Here is a 15,667-nt window from a genome sequence, read left to right as displayed (position 1 = left end):
AAAACAACAGGTCAGCAAAACAACAGCTCACTTGGCGCGCGCGAGCATGGCGCGGATCTGCGCGCCCACCTGGCCGTCACCCAGGTCTTCTTGTAGCGCGTCGATGCGCTCCACGGCGCGGCGCAGCAGGTGCGGAGGCGGCCCGTGCTGCAGCAGCTCGTGCGTCAGCTGTCGCGCCTCGAGCGGCCGGCCCGAGGCGATGAGATAGAGCAGCAGCTCGAGCACCAGGGCCGGCTGCTCGCTCGCGTCTCCGCCGGCGGCGTCCATGCGCGCGCGGGTCAGGTCCTCCGCGTGTCGCAGGTCGGTGGTGGCGTCGTTCAAGCGCCCGCTGGCGCGCTGCACGAGCGCGCGCTCGAGGTACAGGTTGGCCTCGCCCGGGTGGCGCAGCAGGGCCTCGTCCACGTGGGCGCGGGCCTCGGCCAGCCGGCCCAGCCGCCGCAGCAGCGCCACGCGCGAAGAGTGCGCCTCGAGCGACTCGGGGGCCTGCGTGAGCACGGCGTCGATGTCCGTGAGCGCGTCAGCCAGACGCTGGCTGTCGGCGTACACCCGCGCCCGCCCCAGCAGCGCGTCCACGCAGCCCGGCTCGTGGTCGAGCGCGCGGTGCAGATCCAGCAGGGCCTCCGCCCCGTCCCCACGCCGGCGGGACACCTCGGCGCGGCGCGCCAGCAGCTGGGCGTCGTCACCCTGCCGTCCCACCGCGTCGTTGTAGGCGTCCATGGCCAGGTCCAGCTCGCCGAGGTCCAGCCAGGTCTCTGCGCGGGCCGCGGCCAGCGAGGGCAGCTCCGGGTCCAGCGTCTCGGCGGCGTTCAGGTCCTCGAGCGCGTCCTCGAGGCGACCGAGCGCTCGCAGCGAGAGCGCGCGGCCCACCAGTGACAGCGCGTCCCCCGAGTCGCGGTCCACGGCGCGCGTGTAGTCGGCGATGGACTCCGCGTAGCGACCCAGCGCGCGCAGGCTGTCACCCCGCCGCGCCAGCGCCGTGTTCCCGTGCGTGGGGTGGTCGATGACGCGCGAGTATGTGTCCGCGGCGTCTTGGTGGCGCCCTAGCAGCCACAGCACGTTGGCGCGTCCGGCCAGGCTGTCCGCGTGGTCGGGCTTGATGGCCAGCGCCGCGTCGAAGTCCGCGAGCGCGGGCTCGAGCTCGTCCATGGCCATGCGCGACTGCGCCCGCATGCGGAACAGCCGCGCCGACTTGGGCTGCGCCACGATGAGTGGCTCCAGCACCGCGAGCGCGTCCTCGTGACGCTCCAGCTGCTGCAGGCAGCGCGTGCGGCCCTCGTGCGCCCAGGGGTAGTCGGGCTGCAGCTCCACGGCACGCTCGAAGTCGGCGAGCGCGCTCTCGTGGTCGCCCATCATGAAGCGCGTCTCGCCGCGCGAGGCCACGGCCCACGCGTAGTCCGGCTTGATGTCCAGCGCGCGCTCGAAGCCGGCCACGGCCTCCTGGAAGCGGTGCAAGAGGCGCAGGGTGTCCGCGCGGTGCGAGATGGCCCACGAGTCCTGCGGGTTGCGCTGCAGCAGGCGCTCGAAGTCGAAGAGCGCCGCGTCGTAGCGGCGCAGCTCCACGTACGTCTCGGCGCGGCGGCCGATGGCGAAGGGGTTGCTGCCGTCGAGCGCGATGGAGCGGTCGAGGTCCACCAGCGCGGCTTCGTAGCGGCCCATCTCGAACAGCACCATGCCGCGGTTGGCCAGCGCCCATGCGTAGTTGGGGTCGAGGCGCACGGCCTGCGAGAGGTCGGCCCACGCCTCTTCAAGGCGCCGCATGGAGCGGTAGCTGGCGCCGCGGCTGCCCCACGACCACGCGTTGGCAGGGTCGAGCGCGATGGCGCTGCTGAGGTCGGCGATGGCGCGCCGGTGGTCGCCCGCCAAGCGGTGCAGCTCTCCGCGCTGGGCCAGCGCCCAAGGGAACTCGGGCTTCATGCGGATGGCGTCGTCCAGGTCGCGCAGCGCCTCGGTGCGCCGCTCGGCTTGGGCGTGGCACTTGCCGCGGCTGGCCAGCACCCACGCCAGCTTCGGGTTGAGCGCGAGCGCGCCGTCGAAGTCGGGGATGGCCTCCTCGAAGCGGCCGGCCAGGCGCTTGGCTTCTCCGCGCGAGGCCAGCGCAGACACGTGCTGCGGGTCGGCTTCGAGTGCGGCGGTCAGGTCGGCGATGGCCGGGTCGTACTGGCCGGCGTCCATCTGGATCTCGCCGCGCCGGTAGAGGGCCCACACGTACTTGGGGTCTAGTTCGATGGCCACGCTGAGGTCCGCGAGGGCCATGGCCTTGTCGCCGAGGCGGTGATAGGTGTCGCCGCGCGACGCCAGCGCGAAGGCGTAGCGCGGGTCCAGCCGGATGGCGGTGTTCAGCGAGGCGAGGGCGTCTTGATAGCGGCCGAGGCGACGCAGGGCCTCACCGCGCCGGCCGTGGGCCTCGGCCATGTTCGGGGCGAGCTGGATGGCGCGCTGGAGCTCCACCAGCGCTTCCTCGTTGCGGCCGTCTTGCAGCGCCTTGCGGGCGCGGTGCATGAGGTCGTCAATAGACTCGGGGTCCGACATTCGGTGCCCATCTTTACCGGTCTCTGGGGGAAACACCAGTGCTGGGGGGCGTGGTGGTGGGCAGCCGGGGCGGGGCAGGGGTCGCGGCGGGCACGGACGCGCTGGCGCGTCCTGTCGGGTCCTCCCTAAAAGCGGCACTCCGCGCTTCGCGCTGCGTTTGCTTTTTTGGGTCCCCCCACGCCCCTGGGGCCCGGGAACGGGTGAGTCGTTCGCGCTCGCGGCCGAGGCATCCCGGCTGGCGTCGTTGCTCCTCGGTCACATACCAGTCGGTATGCTCCCTCGTCGCGCCTAGCCATCCGGGCGCCTCGACCGCGATCATCGAACGCCCCCCCGTTCCCGGGCCCCCGCTGACCCCTGCCCCGCCCCGGCTGCCGGCAGCGCCTCGGCCTGCACGCGGGTGGGGCCCACCCGCGAGCGCGATGGGTGCGGATGTCTTGCTCGTCACGGGGCTCGACTGGGCTCGACGTCCTCTTCGCTCAACGCCCTGGCATGGGTACCCGCACCGGCACGTCCGCAGGGACGGGTACGCGCTCGGGCGCGGGCGGTTCCGAGGGGTCCAGCGTGAGCACGGGGAGGTCGACGGACTCGACCGTGACCGGTGGCTCCTCGATGGGCGGGGGCGTGTAGGACCCGATGCCGCCTTGGACGACCTGCATCGGCATCTCCCCCATCACCTCACAGGGCTGCCCCATCGTGGCCGTCGAGTACATGCCCGCCCCGGCCGCGGCGCTGACGGTCAGCGTGGCCGCGACCGCGAGCCTCTGCAGGCGGCGCCGCCCGCTGCCGGTCGGGCAGTCCGAGGTCATCACCATGCCGTCGGCGCGCCGATAGAAGCGCACGCACAGCGCTCCCTCCCGCTCGCGCAAGAGCGCTTCGGCCTGCGGGGGTGAGAGCGCCGAGAGGTTGTAGACGTGCTTGTCGCACTTGCCGCAGTGGCGGACGCGGTCGTCGCCCTGCATCCCTTCCCAGGACTCGCGACACGGGCTCGCGACGCGCAGCTGGCTCAGCAGCGGCAACGCCCGGTGTACCCGCGCGTGATCCAGCTGCGGCGCCAGCGCCTCGAGCTCGCGGCGGAGACGGGCCGAGCGCGCCACCTGCGCGTCGTGCGCTGCCAGCTGCGTGTCCAGCGCCTCGAGCTCACGTTGGAGTTCGCGCTCGCGCGCGGCCAGGACGGGGAGGGCGTCGCGGTAGGACATGGCGCAGAGACCCGCGCCATGCGGTGTTCCTTGGCTGGCGGAACACGCCTGTGACCCTCGACATCCGCGACCTGCGGCGTATCGGCCAGCTCGGCTCAGTGCCGTTGGGTCACACTCACCCGTTGCTGAGCGAGCGCGTCGGGGGGTACCGTTCCATATGGGACACTTCTCGGGGCTGGTTGGAGGACGTCGCTGGCCGGCTCTTATGGGGGAGTGCCGTCGGACGCTGGGTGCGCGATCGTGTTCGCGGTGCTCCTGGCTGGCTGTGGTGGAGGCGCTGAGCCTCTGACCGACGGAGGCGTGGACGGCGCAGGCTACGTCACGTGCTGCATCGACAATCGCTATGCGCAGTGCCGGTGCTACTCGGAGAACTGTGACGGGCCCTTCATCGCAGACTGTGGTGGTGGTGCGTGCGCCAACTACGTCCCGATGACCCCCATGAGCGACCCGTGCGAGGGAGTGCCGTAGCGACGAAGGTGCCGCTGCGCACGGGGCCAAGCGAGGCGCATCGCGGGCCAGCTAGCGTATGCTCGCGCCCATGGACGCTGCCCAACTCCGACTCGCCCTGACCGCCACCGAGGGCCTCGAGCCTCGGCCGCCCGCAGCGCCCAAGCATGTGGCTGCGTTCGAGCTTCGCTTCGGCATCACGCTGCCTGCGCTGTTCCGCACGTTCGTGCTCGAGGTCGCGGATGGGCTCGTCTACGACGGCGCGTCCTGGCTGTACTCGCTCGATGAGATCGCCGCGGACGTGTCGGACGATGCGCTCGTCGCGCGGCCGTTCTGGTACGGCGACGCCCAAGCCGCTGCGCTTCGGACGGCGGTGGCGGCCGCGTCGAGCGCAGGGGACGTCTTCAGCCCGGAGGTGCTCGCGCTGCAGAGAGGTGGGCGTCCCGACGGTTGCCTCACCCTCGCCAACAACGGAGGCAATGACTTCTCGGTGTTGGTGGTGACGGGTGAGCAGGCCGGCTTCGTGTGGCGGACGGGTGAGCTCGACTTTCCCGAATCGCGGAGCCTGTACCATCCGGGATCGAGCGATGACTCGCCGCTCGACTTCCGTGCGTGGCTAGCGCTCTGGGGCGAGTGCTTCCTCGGCCTCAGCGTTCAGGGCTGAACGTCGACCAGTGCTCAAGCGCCCGGTCTGCCGGGACCGAGCGCGCGGCGGATGACATCCACGAGCTGACCCGGGTCGCCCGACGAGCCCCCGCGGTAGCCATCGAGCAGGGCGATGCTCCCGCCCTCGCTGGCGAGCTCCTCCACCAGCGCGGCGAGCTCGGCCCGGTCGGCGTCCTCCAGCGTCCAGGCCACTCGCGTGACGTCGCGGTCCAGTCGCCGCGGCGACACGCCTGAGCCGTAGTCCGACATGACCCTTGACCGGACGTCGGCGAGATCGGCGTCAGCTCCGAAGCGGGCGCGGCACATCCTCTCGATGGCAGCCCACTCCGTCGGCTTCATGTCGCCGTCCGCGAAGGCAGCGCGAATGACGACCTCCGCCATGGTCGTCGCGCGGTCTCGCTCGGCGATGGCGCGCTCCAAGCTTCGGAACATCGGCCCGTTGCGCGGGTCGCGATGCTGGCTCCACCACCGGAGGAGCGATAGGGCGATAGCTCCCGCCACCACCAGGAAGACGAAGACGGTGACCACGATGACGGGGATCGGGTAGACGAGGAGCATGGACGCGACGCTGCCCGAGGGTACATCGCGGAGGGGGGGCGGTGGGTGTCGGAACGCTCGGGAGCAGATCCCCGCGCCCTCTGTGGGTGACACGCCACCGATAGTTCTTACCGTAGGAAGATGACCCTCTCCCCTGTCAGCACGTGTGTCTGGTGTGCAGCCCTGATGTTGCCTGTTTTTGGGGCTCCGGGGTGTTCGAGCGAGGGGGGCGCGAGCCACTCCATCGACTACGAGCTGTTCGACACGACCCATGAGCTCGACGAGCAGACCCTCGCGGCGTTGATGTCGATCAACGAAGACCAGAGCGAGCTGATCTTCGTGGGGTCGACGCCGACGGTGGACGCCGTGGCGCCAGGCGAGGTGCTGCTCGCTGGCGCCACCGAGACCACGCCGCGGGGGATGCTGCGACGCGTGCTGACGGTCACGCGAGCCGGCGGAGAGACGCGCGTCACCACGGAGCCCACCACGGTCTTCCACGCCTTCCGGCGGCTGAACGTGGAGCTCGCGCAGCCTCTCCGCGTGGACGCGCCCATGCGCATCCCGCCGCCCGCGCCCACGGGCCCTGGCGTGGCCATCGCTCCCTTGACCTTGGAGCACTCCATCGGCGTCGAGGACGAGCCCATCGAGCTGTTCGACGGCGACGACAACGACGCGACCACCGAGGACCGCGTCGCGGGGACGGGCACCCTGCTGGCCACCGTGCGCATCCACTTCTGGCTGCACTTCGACTGGGAAGACCTCACCCCGGCGGAGGCGCTGGGTGAGCTGGACGACATCATCGACCAGATCGGTGGGCTGCTGACCGGCGACATCCCGGGTCTCGCCCAGCTGTTGAATCTGCGCACCGGGCTCACGTTGGAGGGGGAGTTCGACGCGGCGCTGGACCTCACGGGTCGCGCGTCCCGGCACTATGAACGTGACCTTCCGCTCGGCACCATCCCGCTGCCCGACGTGCCCATCGGGCCCCTGCTGTTCACGCCCTCGCTCAGCTTGGACGCGCGCTTCACAGGCTCGGTCTCCGGGGCCATGAGCCTCGGAATCGAGCTGGGCGCCGACGCCACGCTGGGCTTCGAGTACGACGCCGACGAAGGCGTGTCGCCCATCGTGAGCGGCCCGCACTTCACGCAGCAGATCGCGACGCCCCAGGCCACGGTGTCTGCGGCGCTGCACGGCGAGCTGGACCTCTCGCTCCGCTTTCCGCTCTATGGCTTCTTCGGGCCCTACGTGGGCATCGGGCCCTCGCTGGACGCCGACGTGGACCGCACGCGCACGCCCTGCTTCCGCTTGAGCGCCGGGCTCGAAGGCAAGAGCGGCGCGTGGCTCGGGGTGTTCGACCGCACCCTGGCCCGCATCGAGGGGCCGTCGTTCCCCATCGGAGACTCGTTCGAGCTCGCCTCGGGGGCGTGCGCGCCGCTGCCCGATCCCCCGGTGACCGACGCGCTCATCACCCCGTGGTCGCGCAGCTACAGCGACACGGCCTGGTCCACCGGCACCGACGACGACTACGCCACCCTGGAGCGGGCGCACGACGGGCGCTTGCTGGCCACGATGTCCACCGGTAGCGCGCTGCTCAAGGTGGAGGAGGACGGCACGCTGGTCTGGGCGCGCACCTTCGACCAGCCCGACCGCCCTGGCTTCACGACGCTGCACCCCGCCCTCGCGCTGCCCACCGTGGACACCGGCGTGTTGGTCGTCACGCGCGAGGGCGTGCTGGTGAAGCTCAGCGCGAGCGGGGAACACCTGTGGGCCGCGGCGCTCTCGAGCGACAACGCCGAGGTGGGCTACGTCCGGGCCGCGGAGCTGGTCGGGACGGAGAACTGGTTGGCCGGCACGCACCGCGCGGAGGGGTCGAGCGACCGCCAGGCGCTGCTCGCCGTGTTTGCCGCAGACGGCACCGTCGTTCGCGCGTGGACGTGGGGGTCGCCAGACTACGACGAGGTCATCCGCGACGTGCTGGCGGTGGACGGAGGTGTCCTGCTGGTGGGCGAGGCGCGCTCGACCACGGTGGACTCTCGCAGCTTCGTCATGAAGGTCGGGGTGGACGGCACGCTTCTGTGGGCGCGGCACGTCCAAGGCTGCGCGGGCGCGACCGAGCCGCTCCTGGCGACCGGCATCGAGACGCACGACGGTGACCTCATCCTCGGCGGCTGGCACTACGCGACGACGACGCGCGCGCTGCTGTTGCGGCTGCCGGCCGACGGCAGTGGCGCGAGCCCCGCGTGGGTCAGCTCGACGACCGTGCCGCTCATCCTGGGGCTAGAGCCCCGCACGCTGCACCAGCTCGAGACCGGCGAGCTGCGCGTCACGGGTCGCTTCGCGCGCTCCGGCGGCGACGAGCTGTTCGCGGCAGGCACGGACTCCATCGGACGCTTCGCGTGGTTGCGCTGGTACGGCGGCGCGGGCGACCAGGGCCCGCCGGCGTCGATCATCACCGCTCAGGGCGGTCTGCTCCTGGCGAGTTCTTCGGCCACGGTGGAGCCCGTCCCGGGGAGCCTGTGGCTGCTCGAGGTGCCCAACCCCAACGGCGAGATCACCTTTCGAGCGGACAGCAACGCGGTCACCGAGCCGCTGGCGTTCACGACGACGGTCGGCTGCCTCGAGCTGCTGGACGCCGCGCTGCAGGTCGTCCCTCACTCGCTGGGGCTGAACTCGGTGCAGGTCGTGACGAGCGCAGCGGCCCCCGTCGTGACCGACCACGCCCTCTGACGGGCGATACCCGTACCGGCAGGAGGTCTCCGTACCCGTTACTGGCAGACCTGGATGTCGGGGTTGGCCTCCGCGCCCTCGTCGGGGTCGTCGCACTCGAGCGACGGTGAGGTCTCGTGCGTGAAGCAGCTGCCCGGGTTGCCCTCGCAGTAGGCCTCACAGGTGTCGGCGTTGCAGCCGCCCCAGTTGAGCGTGTGGAAGCCCGTGTCGCGGTCCTTGCCCCAGCTGAAGCTGCGACAGCCCGGGCTCAAGATCGGGCCGCAGTGTCCCTCGCAGCGCATCACGCCGTCTTCGCCGAGGGCGCGCTCGGCCACGAAGCTGTCGATGACGTCGGCGCAGGTGGCGCCGCCTCCTTCGCCCTGGGCGCTCTCGCCGCAGCGCGTGAAGGAGCTGTGCGCGCCGTTCGCTTGGTCGTGCTCGGCTTCGGAGTTGGCGCACTCGTGGCAGGCCGTGCACTCGGTCATGGGCGGCAGACCCGCCGGCGGGCACTCCACCCAGCCCTCTTCACATGCGCGCTTGCGCCAGTAGTTGATGCGCGCGAGGCAGCTAGTGCCCTCGGTGCGCCAGGTGGCGCGCGTGGTGTCGTGCGGCCCGCACTCCCAGGTGCACGCCTCGTCGAGCGGGCGGACGGTGCAGGGGCACACGCTCGCATAGCGCTCGCCGAAGCAGTTGGCGTTGCCGGGGTGCGTGTCGCAGCTGACCTGCGTCTCGGTCGGGAAGTAGCAGCTGCGGGTGCCGTCGTCCGCCACGTTGATGGAGACCAGGTACAGGCCCTCGCCGGGCGCCTCGGACCCCCAGCAACCACCCTCCCGGCACGCGAAGCCCAGCCCGTCGGCGATGGGGGCGAAGCTCTCCATGTCGGGATACTCGACCTGACGCCCCTCGTCGCAGGCGTAGTACGCGCAGTTGTCGGGCAGCGCCGCGCGGCACACCTCGGTGCACGTGGGCCCGTTCACGTTGCCCTCTTCGCGCATCACCCAGACCACGTCGGGGTCTTCCCCGTCCACGCAGCGGAAGCCCGGCGCGCACTCCCTGCCGCTGTCCGTGCGGGTGCCGCCTGGCGTGCCTGCGTCGCGCCCTCCGCCACCGGGTGAGCTGCTGCAGCTGCACCCGTGGAGCGAGAGCGTGAGGGCCATCATCAGAACCGCCGTGGATTGTCCAAGTCGCATTCGTCCAGCCTCGCAACAGCTCGGGGTGAACGCGCAGGGTAGCTCATCGCGCGACGGTATCCGACCCCCGGGCGCTGCACGGCGGCGACGAGTCTGGTATCTCATCGCTCATGACTCGTGAGCTTCGGTCGTGGTGTGTGGTTGGCGTGATGAGCGTGATGGGCTGTGGGCGGCCTGCGGAGGCGCCTGGGGCTGCGGCCGCCGAGGTGACGACCGGCGCTCCGGGGGCGTCGGGTGCGGCAGAGCCTGCTGCGGCCGCGGAGCCGGGAGCCGGTGCTCCCGCGGCGACGGGAGCCGGGGAGCAGGCGTTCGGCGCGCCGTTGGCTGGTGAGCGTGAGCCGGTGGCGCTCAGCGCGCTGATCGACGACCCCGCGGCCTACACCGGGCAGGTGGTGCGCACCGAGGGCGAGATCAGCGCGGTGTGTCAGAACATGGGCTGCTGGATGGAGCTGCGCGACGAGCAGGCGCGGGCGGTTCGCGTGCCGATGGCGGGGCACGCTTTCTTCCTGCCTCGCGACGTGAGCGGGCGGCGGGCGCTGGTGGAGGGGCCGCTCAACGTGCGTCCGCTGAGCGCGGCAGAGCGCGAGCACCTGGCGGCCGAGGGCGCGACCGCCACGGACGTGGGCCTCGAGCTGAGCGCCACCAGCGTCGTGGTGCGGGCGGCCGTCGAGCCGAGCGCAACGCTGTAGGCCCAACGCCGAGTTAACGCACTTGACTTAAATCGCCGCCGCCGCGATCGTGCGGGTCCGTGACTGTCCTCCCGCCGCCACCGCACCGGCCCTTCGGCATGCGCCTCGTCAACGGGGTGGGGCGGGTCGCGGGTCGGGCGCTCGGGCCGCGGCCCAGCTTGGCGGCCGAGGCTCTCCGCGCGGAGGCTGTCGCGCGCACGGGCTTCGACGACTTCGGCCCGCTGGACTTCGTCGAGGGGCTCGAGTGCTTGATCGACTCGCTCGAGCGCGAGGCCCAGCTGCATGTCATTGGCCGCATCTCGGCAAAGACGCAGATCGTGGACGCGCTCAGCGTGCGGCTCGAGCTCCTGGCGCATCGCAAGGCCCACCCGGAGGTCGACGGCGAGCGCATCGAGCGGCCGCTGTTCGTGCTCGGGCTGCCGCGCACCGGCACCACCATCCTCTACGAGCTGCTCGCGCTCGACCCGTCGAGCCGTTCGCCGGTCATGTGGGAACTCAGTCGCCCGTGTCCGCCGCCCGAGCCGGAGACGTACGCGAACGACCCGCGCATCGCGCCCATCGAGCAGCACCTCGCGCGCTTCCGCCGGATGGTACCCACGCTGGACGCCATTCATCCCATGGGCGCCACGCTGCCGCAGGAGTGCCTCGTGACGATGGCGCCCAGCTTCCGGAGCTACCAGTTCCCGCTCAGCTTCCACGTGCCCAGCTACGTGCAGTGGTGCACGCAGGCGGATCTCGCGCCGGCCTACCACTTTCATCGCTTCTTCCTGCAGCACCTCCAGTCGCGCTTTCGGCGTGAGCGCTGGGTGCTGAAGTCGCCGGCGCACCTGGGTCAGCTGGACGCGCTCCTCGCCATGTACCCCGACGCGCGCGTCATCCAGACGCACCGCGACCCGGTCGAGGTCATCCCCTCGGTCTCGAGCTTGCACCACGTGGTGCGGGGCTTTGGCAGCGACGGGCTGGACCCGCACGCGCTGGGCGCGGCGCAAGTGGAGTACTGGGGCAGCGCGCTCACACGCACCATGGCGAGCCGCGACCAACGCCCGGACCTCGCCCAGCAGTTCACCGACGTGCACTTCGAGGAGCTGCTCGCGGACCCCATCGCCGTGGTGGAGCGGGTGTACGCGCACTTCCAGATGCCCCTCGTGCCGTCCACCGTGGACGTCATGCGCGCATATCTCGCGGCGCACCCCCGCGGCGTGCATGGGCAGCATCAGTACTCGCTCGAGATGTTCGGGCTGAACGCGGCCGGGGTGGCCGAGAAGTTCGGCGCGTATCGCGCGCGCCATGGATACGACGTGGGCCAAGCGCCCGCAGCGAGAACGAGCCAGCCATGAGCACAGAACCCGTGATGACCAGCGTGAGTGAGCGCGCCTTCCTGAGCCTGCTAGACCAGCTGCGCGAGGCCGCCTCGGTGGTGACGGGGCCGAAGGGCGCCCAGTCCGAGCGCGAGCGGGCCGAGGGGTTTCGCTACCTCACGCGCGTGCTGCGCTCGTCGCTCGAGATGCACCTCGAGAGCGACGACCCGCTGCGCCCTCAGCTGACGCGCATGCTGTCGCCCACCAAGAAGTTCCTGGGGGACAACCCCGACACCGACTACGACTACGTGGCGCTCGATCCGCGTGAGCAGTACGTGATCCGCGGGCGCAAGACCGACGTCACCTATCTGGGCTTCTGCGTCTACAGCCGCGCCGAGGAGGGGGGCATCGAAGTCGGCAGCAACCTGTCGGACGCGGAGCTCGAGCTGGGCGAGGATGGCAGCTTCGAGATCCACCTGTCGGCCGAGCGCCCCGCGGGGGCCAAGCACTGGCTAGAGCTGCCAGAGCGGGCGTACGCCATGCTGGTGCGCCAGTACTTCTTCGATCGGCAGCGGGAGACGCGCGCCCCTTCACCATCGAGCGCGTGCCGGCGGACATGCCCGCGCCAGGGCCCCTGACCGAGGCAGAGCTGGCGGAGAAGTTTGCGCGGGTGGGTCAGTACGTCATCGACACGGCCGATCTCTCGGCTTCGCTGTCGGTCTTTGCGCTGATGAACCCCGTCACCGACGCGCGCATGCGCAAAGGCGGCGAGGTGGTGGACGGTGAGGTCGATGCGGAGCGCATGGCCCGCAACGAGGCGCTGCTCGAGAGCATCGACCCGAGCGTGATCCTGGGCCACATGCCCACGCCCGACATCGACTACACGGGCGCCTCCTTCGAGCTGGCCGACGACGAGGCGGTGATCGTGACGGGCACGGCGCCGCGCGCGCGCTACTGGTCGGTGCAGGTCTTCAACCGCTGGCTCGAGTCCCCCGACTACCGCTTCCGGCGGGTGTCGCTCAACTCGGCCCAGGTCACGCTCGACGCCGACGGCACCTTCCGCATCGTGATCGCCGCGCGCGACCCGGGGGTCCCGAACTGGCTCGACACGGCAGGCCTCGCGGCAGGCCAGATCGCGCTGCGTGCCCTGCTGAGCGAAGACGAACTCGATGTCGAGTTTCACCGCGTGAAGCTAGCGGACGTGTCGTGACGAGCACCGCCGGTCGCCGCCCCAACACGCGCAGCGCGGACACCCGCACGAAGCTGCTGGAGACGGCCGAGCGGCTGTTCGCGCTCGAGGGCATCGACGCGGTGTCGCTGCGCCGCGTCGCGACCGAGGCCGGGCAGCGCAACTGCAATGCGCTCCAGTACCACTTCGGCACCCGCGAGCTGTTGATCGACGCCATCGTCGAGGCGCGCATGACGCCCCTCAACCAGCGACGCCGCGCGTTGCTCGAAGAGGCCCTCGGGCGCACCAAGGGCAAGCCGAGCGTGGAAGACCTGGTGGTGGCGCTGGTCGTGCCCATGGTCGAGCAGCTGCTGGATGTGGAGCGCGGGTCCAGCTACGTGCGCTTCATGGGCGAGCTCTTCGCGCGCGGCGAAGCGAAGGGCGCGCTGGCCACGCCGCGTCCTTGGAACGACGCCTTCTTCGAGACCGTCTCGCACCTGCGCCGCGCGCTCTCGTCCATCCCCGAAGACGTCCTCGGCACCCGCATCTTCCTCATGGCGGGGCAGATGGTGCAGGCCACGGCGGCGGCCGAGCTCGAGGTGCGCGACCTCGAGGGAGACGCCCGCGCCGCCCGCGTCACGCGCTTCGCCGAGCAGCTGGTGGACTACGTGGCGGGTGCCCTCGCTGCGCCGAGCCGCGCCTCGCTGGTGGGGCGCGTGGGACCAGGACTCGTCGGGCCCCGACCTGTGACGAGCACGGGGGTGCCTTCGTGAGCCGGCGTGTCGCCATCGTTACGGGGGCGTCGTCGGGCATCGGCTACGCCACCGCGCTGCAGCTCGCGCAGGGCGGCTTCGACGTGGTGCTCTCGGCTCGCCGCGAGGAACTGCTGCACGAGCTCGCGCGCGCCGTCGAAGCGCATGGCGCGAAGGCTCACGTGGTCGCGGCCGATCTCGCTGAGGGCGCCGACACCACCCACCTCGCCCAGAGCGCGCTCGAACGCTTCGGGGAGGTGGACCTGCTGGTGAACAACGCGGGCTACGGGCCGCCGTTCCCGCTCGAGCAGATGGACCGCGACGCGCTCCGCCACGTGTTCGACGTGAACCTGCTGGCCGGCATGCAGCTGGTGGGGGAGCTCACGCCCATGTGGCGCTCGCGTGGTGGCGGCCGCGTGATCAACATGAGCTCCCTCACGCGCTACGTGGCGTCGCCCGTCACCAGCGCCTACGCCGCGACCAAAGCGGGCATGGAGGCGGCCACGCGCGCGCTTCGCATCGAGCTCGCGCCGTGGAACGTGCAGCTCTCCGTGATCATCCCGGGCTTCGTGGACACGCCCACGTTCGACAAGGCGCGCGAAGCAGGGCGCGAGGCCCGTGAAGACCGAGCCAATCCGTATCAGGCCTACCTCGAGCGCCTCGACGGGTTCGCTCAGACTCAGCTCGTGCGCGCCATCTCGCCGGACGCGGTGGCACGCGTGGTGCTGAAGGCCGCCAACGCCAAGCGTCCCCAGGAGCGCTACTTCGTGCCGTTCTCGTCACGCGTGGCAGCGCTGACCCTCGGGGGCATGCCCGCGTCGTTACGCGAAGCGATCCTGAAGAAGCTGTACCGCTGGGAGCCCGACTCCGCAGCCCACCGCCCGAGGACACCATGAAGAACGACAGCCGGCTCGAAGCGTGGGTGGAGCAGCACCGTGAGCTGCTCTTGATCTCCGAGCGTGTTGCCCGCTCGGCAAGGCCTACTCGGTGGTCGAGAGCTTCGAGCGCAGGCGCAACGCTCCCCGACCCGGCGGCGCACAGTGCGCGCGTGAGCCGTGTGGCCAGCGAGGTGAAGCAGTACGCCGACAAGCGCGCGCGCGAGGGCGCAGCGGCGGTGGGTCCCCTGCGCACCGACCGCAAGCCCAACGCTTCGCTGAACACGCGTGCCACGGACAAGTCGCGCGCGTCCACGGTTCAGATGGGGGACCTGCGCGCCATCCTCGGCGTGAACCGCGAGCGCGGCACCGTGCACGTGGAGCCCTTCGCCACTACCGGCGAGGTCGCCACCTACCTCGACGCGCAGGGGCTGCAGCTCGAGGCCACCATCGAGATGGAGGACGCCACGCTGGGCGGGCTGGTGCTGGCCATCGGCATGACCACCCACTCGCACGTGTCGGGGCTCGTGCACGACACGGTCGAGGCCTACGAGCTGGTGACCGCGCACGGCGAGATCCTCCGCGTCACGCGCGATGGCGAGCACGCCGACCTCTTCCGCGCGCTCCCGTGGAGCCACGGCACGCTGGGCTTGTTGGTGGCCCTCGAGCTGCGCGTGATCCCGGCCCCCACGCACGTGCGCTTGGTGTACCGCCCCTTCTTCGACCTGGACGAGTACTGCCGCGAGCACGAGCGCCTGCTCCGGCTGGACTCGCCGCCGTTCTTCCTGGAAGCGCAGGTCTTCGGTCGCCACCGCGCCGTGATCCTCGAGGGCTACCTGGCCTCTCCCGACGAGGTGGCCAGCGGCCGGCTGCCCATCAACGACGTGAACCACTGGCGCAAGCCCTTCTTCTTCAAGCACGTGGAGAGCATGCTCGCGCTCCCCGCCGGCTCCCGCGTGGAGGAGCTCGTTCCGACCTACTCGTTCCTGATGCGGCACGAGCGCAGCATGTGCATGACGCTCGGGCAGCTGCTGCCCACGGCCAACGAGAGGTGGTTCCGCAACACGCTCGGCTGGACGCTGCCGCCCAACCTGCGCGTGCTCAAGTCGCTGCGGCCCGAGGGCGAGCGGGAGCGGGCGTTGCGCAAGCAGATCTACCAGGACTTCGCGTTCCCCGCCGAGCACCTGCGCGAGATGCTGACCCACGTGGACCAGACCTTCGAGATCTACCCGTTGCTCGTCTATCCGTGCCGCGTGGTGGACCGTGGCGGCATGGTCCGCGTGAAGGGGCAGCATGGCCAGCCGTGGGACCAGCAGGAGCGCAGCGCCCTCTACCTGAACTTCGGCATCTACGGGTTCCCGCGCGCCATCCGCGAAGGCGCAGAGAACTACCCCACCATCACCAAGGTGCGCGAGCTCGAGGCGATGGTGCGCGACCGCGGCGGCTTCCTGCACACGTACGTGGACGTGCTGAGCACCGAAGCCGAGTTCGAGACCATGTTCGACCACGGCCTGTGGCGCGCGATGCGCACGCGCTACGGCGCGGAGGGGGTGCTGCCGACGATCTTCGAGTAGGTCCGCCCCGAGGTAGACGTGACGGGCTTCTTGGCGGAGG

General features: G+C 71.0%; 14 protein-coding genes. 10 read left to right on the top strand and 4 right to left on the bottom strand.

The window, feature by feature from the left end:
- Positions 1–27 precede the first annotated feature (27 nt).
- Together IPI43_10680 and IPI43_10675 are read right to left on the bottom strand one after the other, a co-directional pair.
- Entirely contained in the window at positions 28–2,529 is a 2,502-nt protein-coding gene (locus IPI43_10680) for a tetratricopeptide repeat protein (protein MBK7774591.1), read from the bottom strand.
- 476 nt (positions 2,530–3,005) lie between these two features.
- Positions 3,006–3,725 carry a hypothetical protein gene (locus IPI43_10675; GenBank protein MBK7774590.1) on the bottom strand — a complete coding sequence of 240 codons (720 nt, stop codon included), beginning with the start codon at positions 3,723–3,725 and terminating at the stop codon, positions 3,006–3,008.
- A 240-nt stretch (positions 3,726–3,965) separates the two neighbouring features.
- Between IPI43_10675 and IPI43_10670 the strand changes: the two genes are divergently transcribed.
- Entirely contained in the window at positions 3,966–4,193 is a 228-nt protein-coding gene (locus IPI43_10670; GenBank protein ID MBK7774589.1) for a hypothetical protein, read from the top strand.
- 70 nt (positions 4,194–4,263) lie between these two features.
- Complete coding sequence (locus IPI43_10665; GenBank protein MBK7774588.1) at positions 4,264–4,836, top strand: SMI1/KNR4 family protein; 573 nt, start codon at positions 4,264–4,266, stop codon at positions 4,834–4,836.
- 14 nt (positions 4,837–4,850) lie between these two features.
- On the opposite strand, the gene IPI43_10660 is transcribed toward IPI43_10665, so the two are convergent.
- Complete coding sequence (locus IPI43_10660; GenBank protein ID MBK7774587.1) at positions 4,851–5,396, bottom strand: hypothetical protein; 546 nt, start codon at positions 5,394–5,396, stop codon at positions 4,851–4,853.
- 120 nt (positions 5,397–5,516) lie between these two features.
- On the opposite strand from IPI43_10660, the gene IPI43_10655 reads away from it, so the two are divergent.
- Complete coding sequence (locus IPI43_10655; GenBank protein MBK7774586.1) at positions 5,517–8,102, top strand: hypothetical protein; 2,586 nt, start codon at positions 5,517–5,519, stop codon at positions 8,100–8,102.
- Between the two features lie 38 nt (positions 8,103–8,140).
- Here IPI43_10655 and IPI43_10650 read toward each other — a convergent pair whose 3' ends face one another.
- Entirely contained in the window at positions 8,141–9,271 is a 1,131-nt protein-coding gene (locus IPI43_10650; GenBank protein MBK7774585.1) for a hypothetical protein, read from the bottom strand.
- A 110-nt stretch (positions 9,272–9,381) separates the two neighbouring features.
- Between IPI43_10650 and IPI43_10645 the strand changes: the two genes are divergently transcribed.
- The 7 genes from IPI43_10645 to IPI43_10615 are packed head-to-tail and all read left to right on the top strand — an operon-like array spanning position 9,382 to position 15,627.
- Positions 9,382–9,960 (top strand): DUF4920 domain-containing protein, encoded by a 579-nt coding sequence (locus tag IPI43_10645; protein MBK7774584.1) that lies wholly within the window; start codon positions 9,382–9,384, stop codon positions 9,958–9,960.
- Positions 9,961–10,019: 59 nt separating this feature from the next.
- Positions 10,020–11,297, top strand: coding sequence for a sulfotransferase (locus IPI43_10640; GenBank protein ID MBK7774583.1), 1,278 nt, complete (start codon positions 10,020–10,022; stop codon positions 11,295–11,297).
- Positions 11,294–11,896 (top strand): DUF1214 domain-containing protein, encoded by a 603-nt coding sequence (locus IPI43_10635; GenBank protein ID MBK7774582.1) that lies wholly within the window; start codon positions 11,294–11,296, stop codon positions 11,894–11,896. The genes IPI43_10640 and IPI43_10635 overlap by 4 nt, the downstream gene beginning before the upstream one ends.
- Positions 11,863–12,468 (top strand): DUF1214 domain-containing protein, encoded by a 606-nt coding sequence (locus tag IPI43_10630; GenBank protein MBK7774581.1) that lies wholly within the window; start codon positions 11,863–11,865, stop codon positions 12,466–12,468. The genes IPI43_10635 and IPI43_10630 overlap by 34 nt, the downstream gene beginning before the upstream one ends.
- The gene (locus IPI43_10625) at positions 12,465–13,199 is read left to right on the top strand and encodes a TetR/AcrR family transcriptional regulator (GenBank protein ID MBK7774580.1); all 735 of its coding nucleotides are present in this window, start codon (positions 12,465–12,467) and stop codon (positions 13,197–13,199) included. Before IPI43_10630 ends, IPI43_10625 begins: the two co-directional genes overlap by 4 nt.
- Positions 13,196–14,074, top strand: a complete 879-nt coding sequence (locus IPI43_10620; GenBank protein ID MBK7774579.1) for an SDR family NAD(P)-dependent oxidoreductase — start codon at positions 13,196–13,198, stop codon at positions 14,072–14,074. Before IPI43_10625 ends, IPI43_10620 begins: the two co-directional genes overlap by 4 nt.
- On the top strand, positions 14,071–15,627 hold the full coding sequence (locus IPI43_10615) for an FAD-binding oxidoreductase (GenBank protein MBK7774578.1): 1,557 nt from the start codon (positions 14,071–14,073) through the stop codon (positions 15,625–15,627). The genes IPI43_10620 and IPI43_10615 overlap by 4 nt, the downstream gene beginning before the upstream one ends.
- Positions 15,628–15,667 lie beyond the last annotated feature (40 nt).

The organism is Sandaracinaceae bacterium (assembly GCA_016706685.1).
In the GTDB taxonomy this organism is placed as follows: Bacteria; Myxococcota_A; Polyangia; order Polyangiales; family Houyiibacteriaceae; genus JADJJE01.
This window is presented reverse-complemented; position numbering and strand designations above follow the sequence as displayed.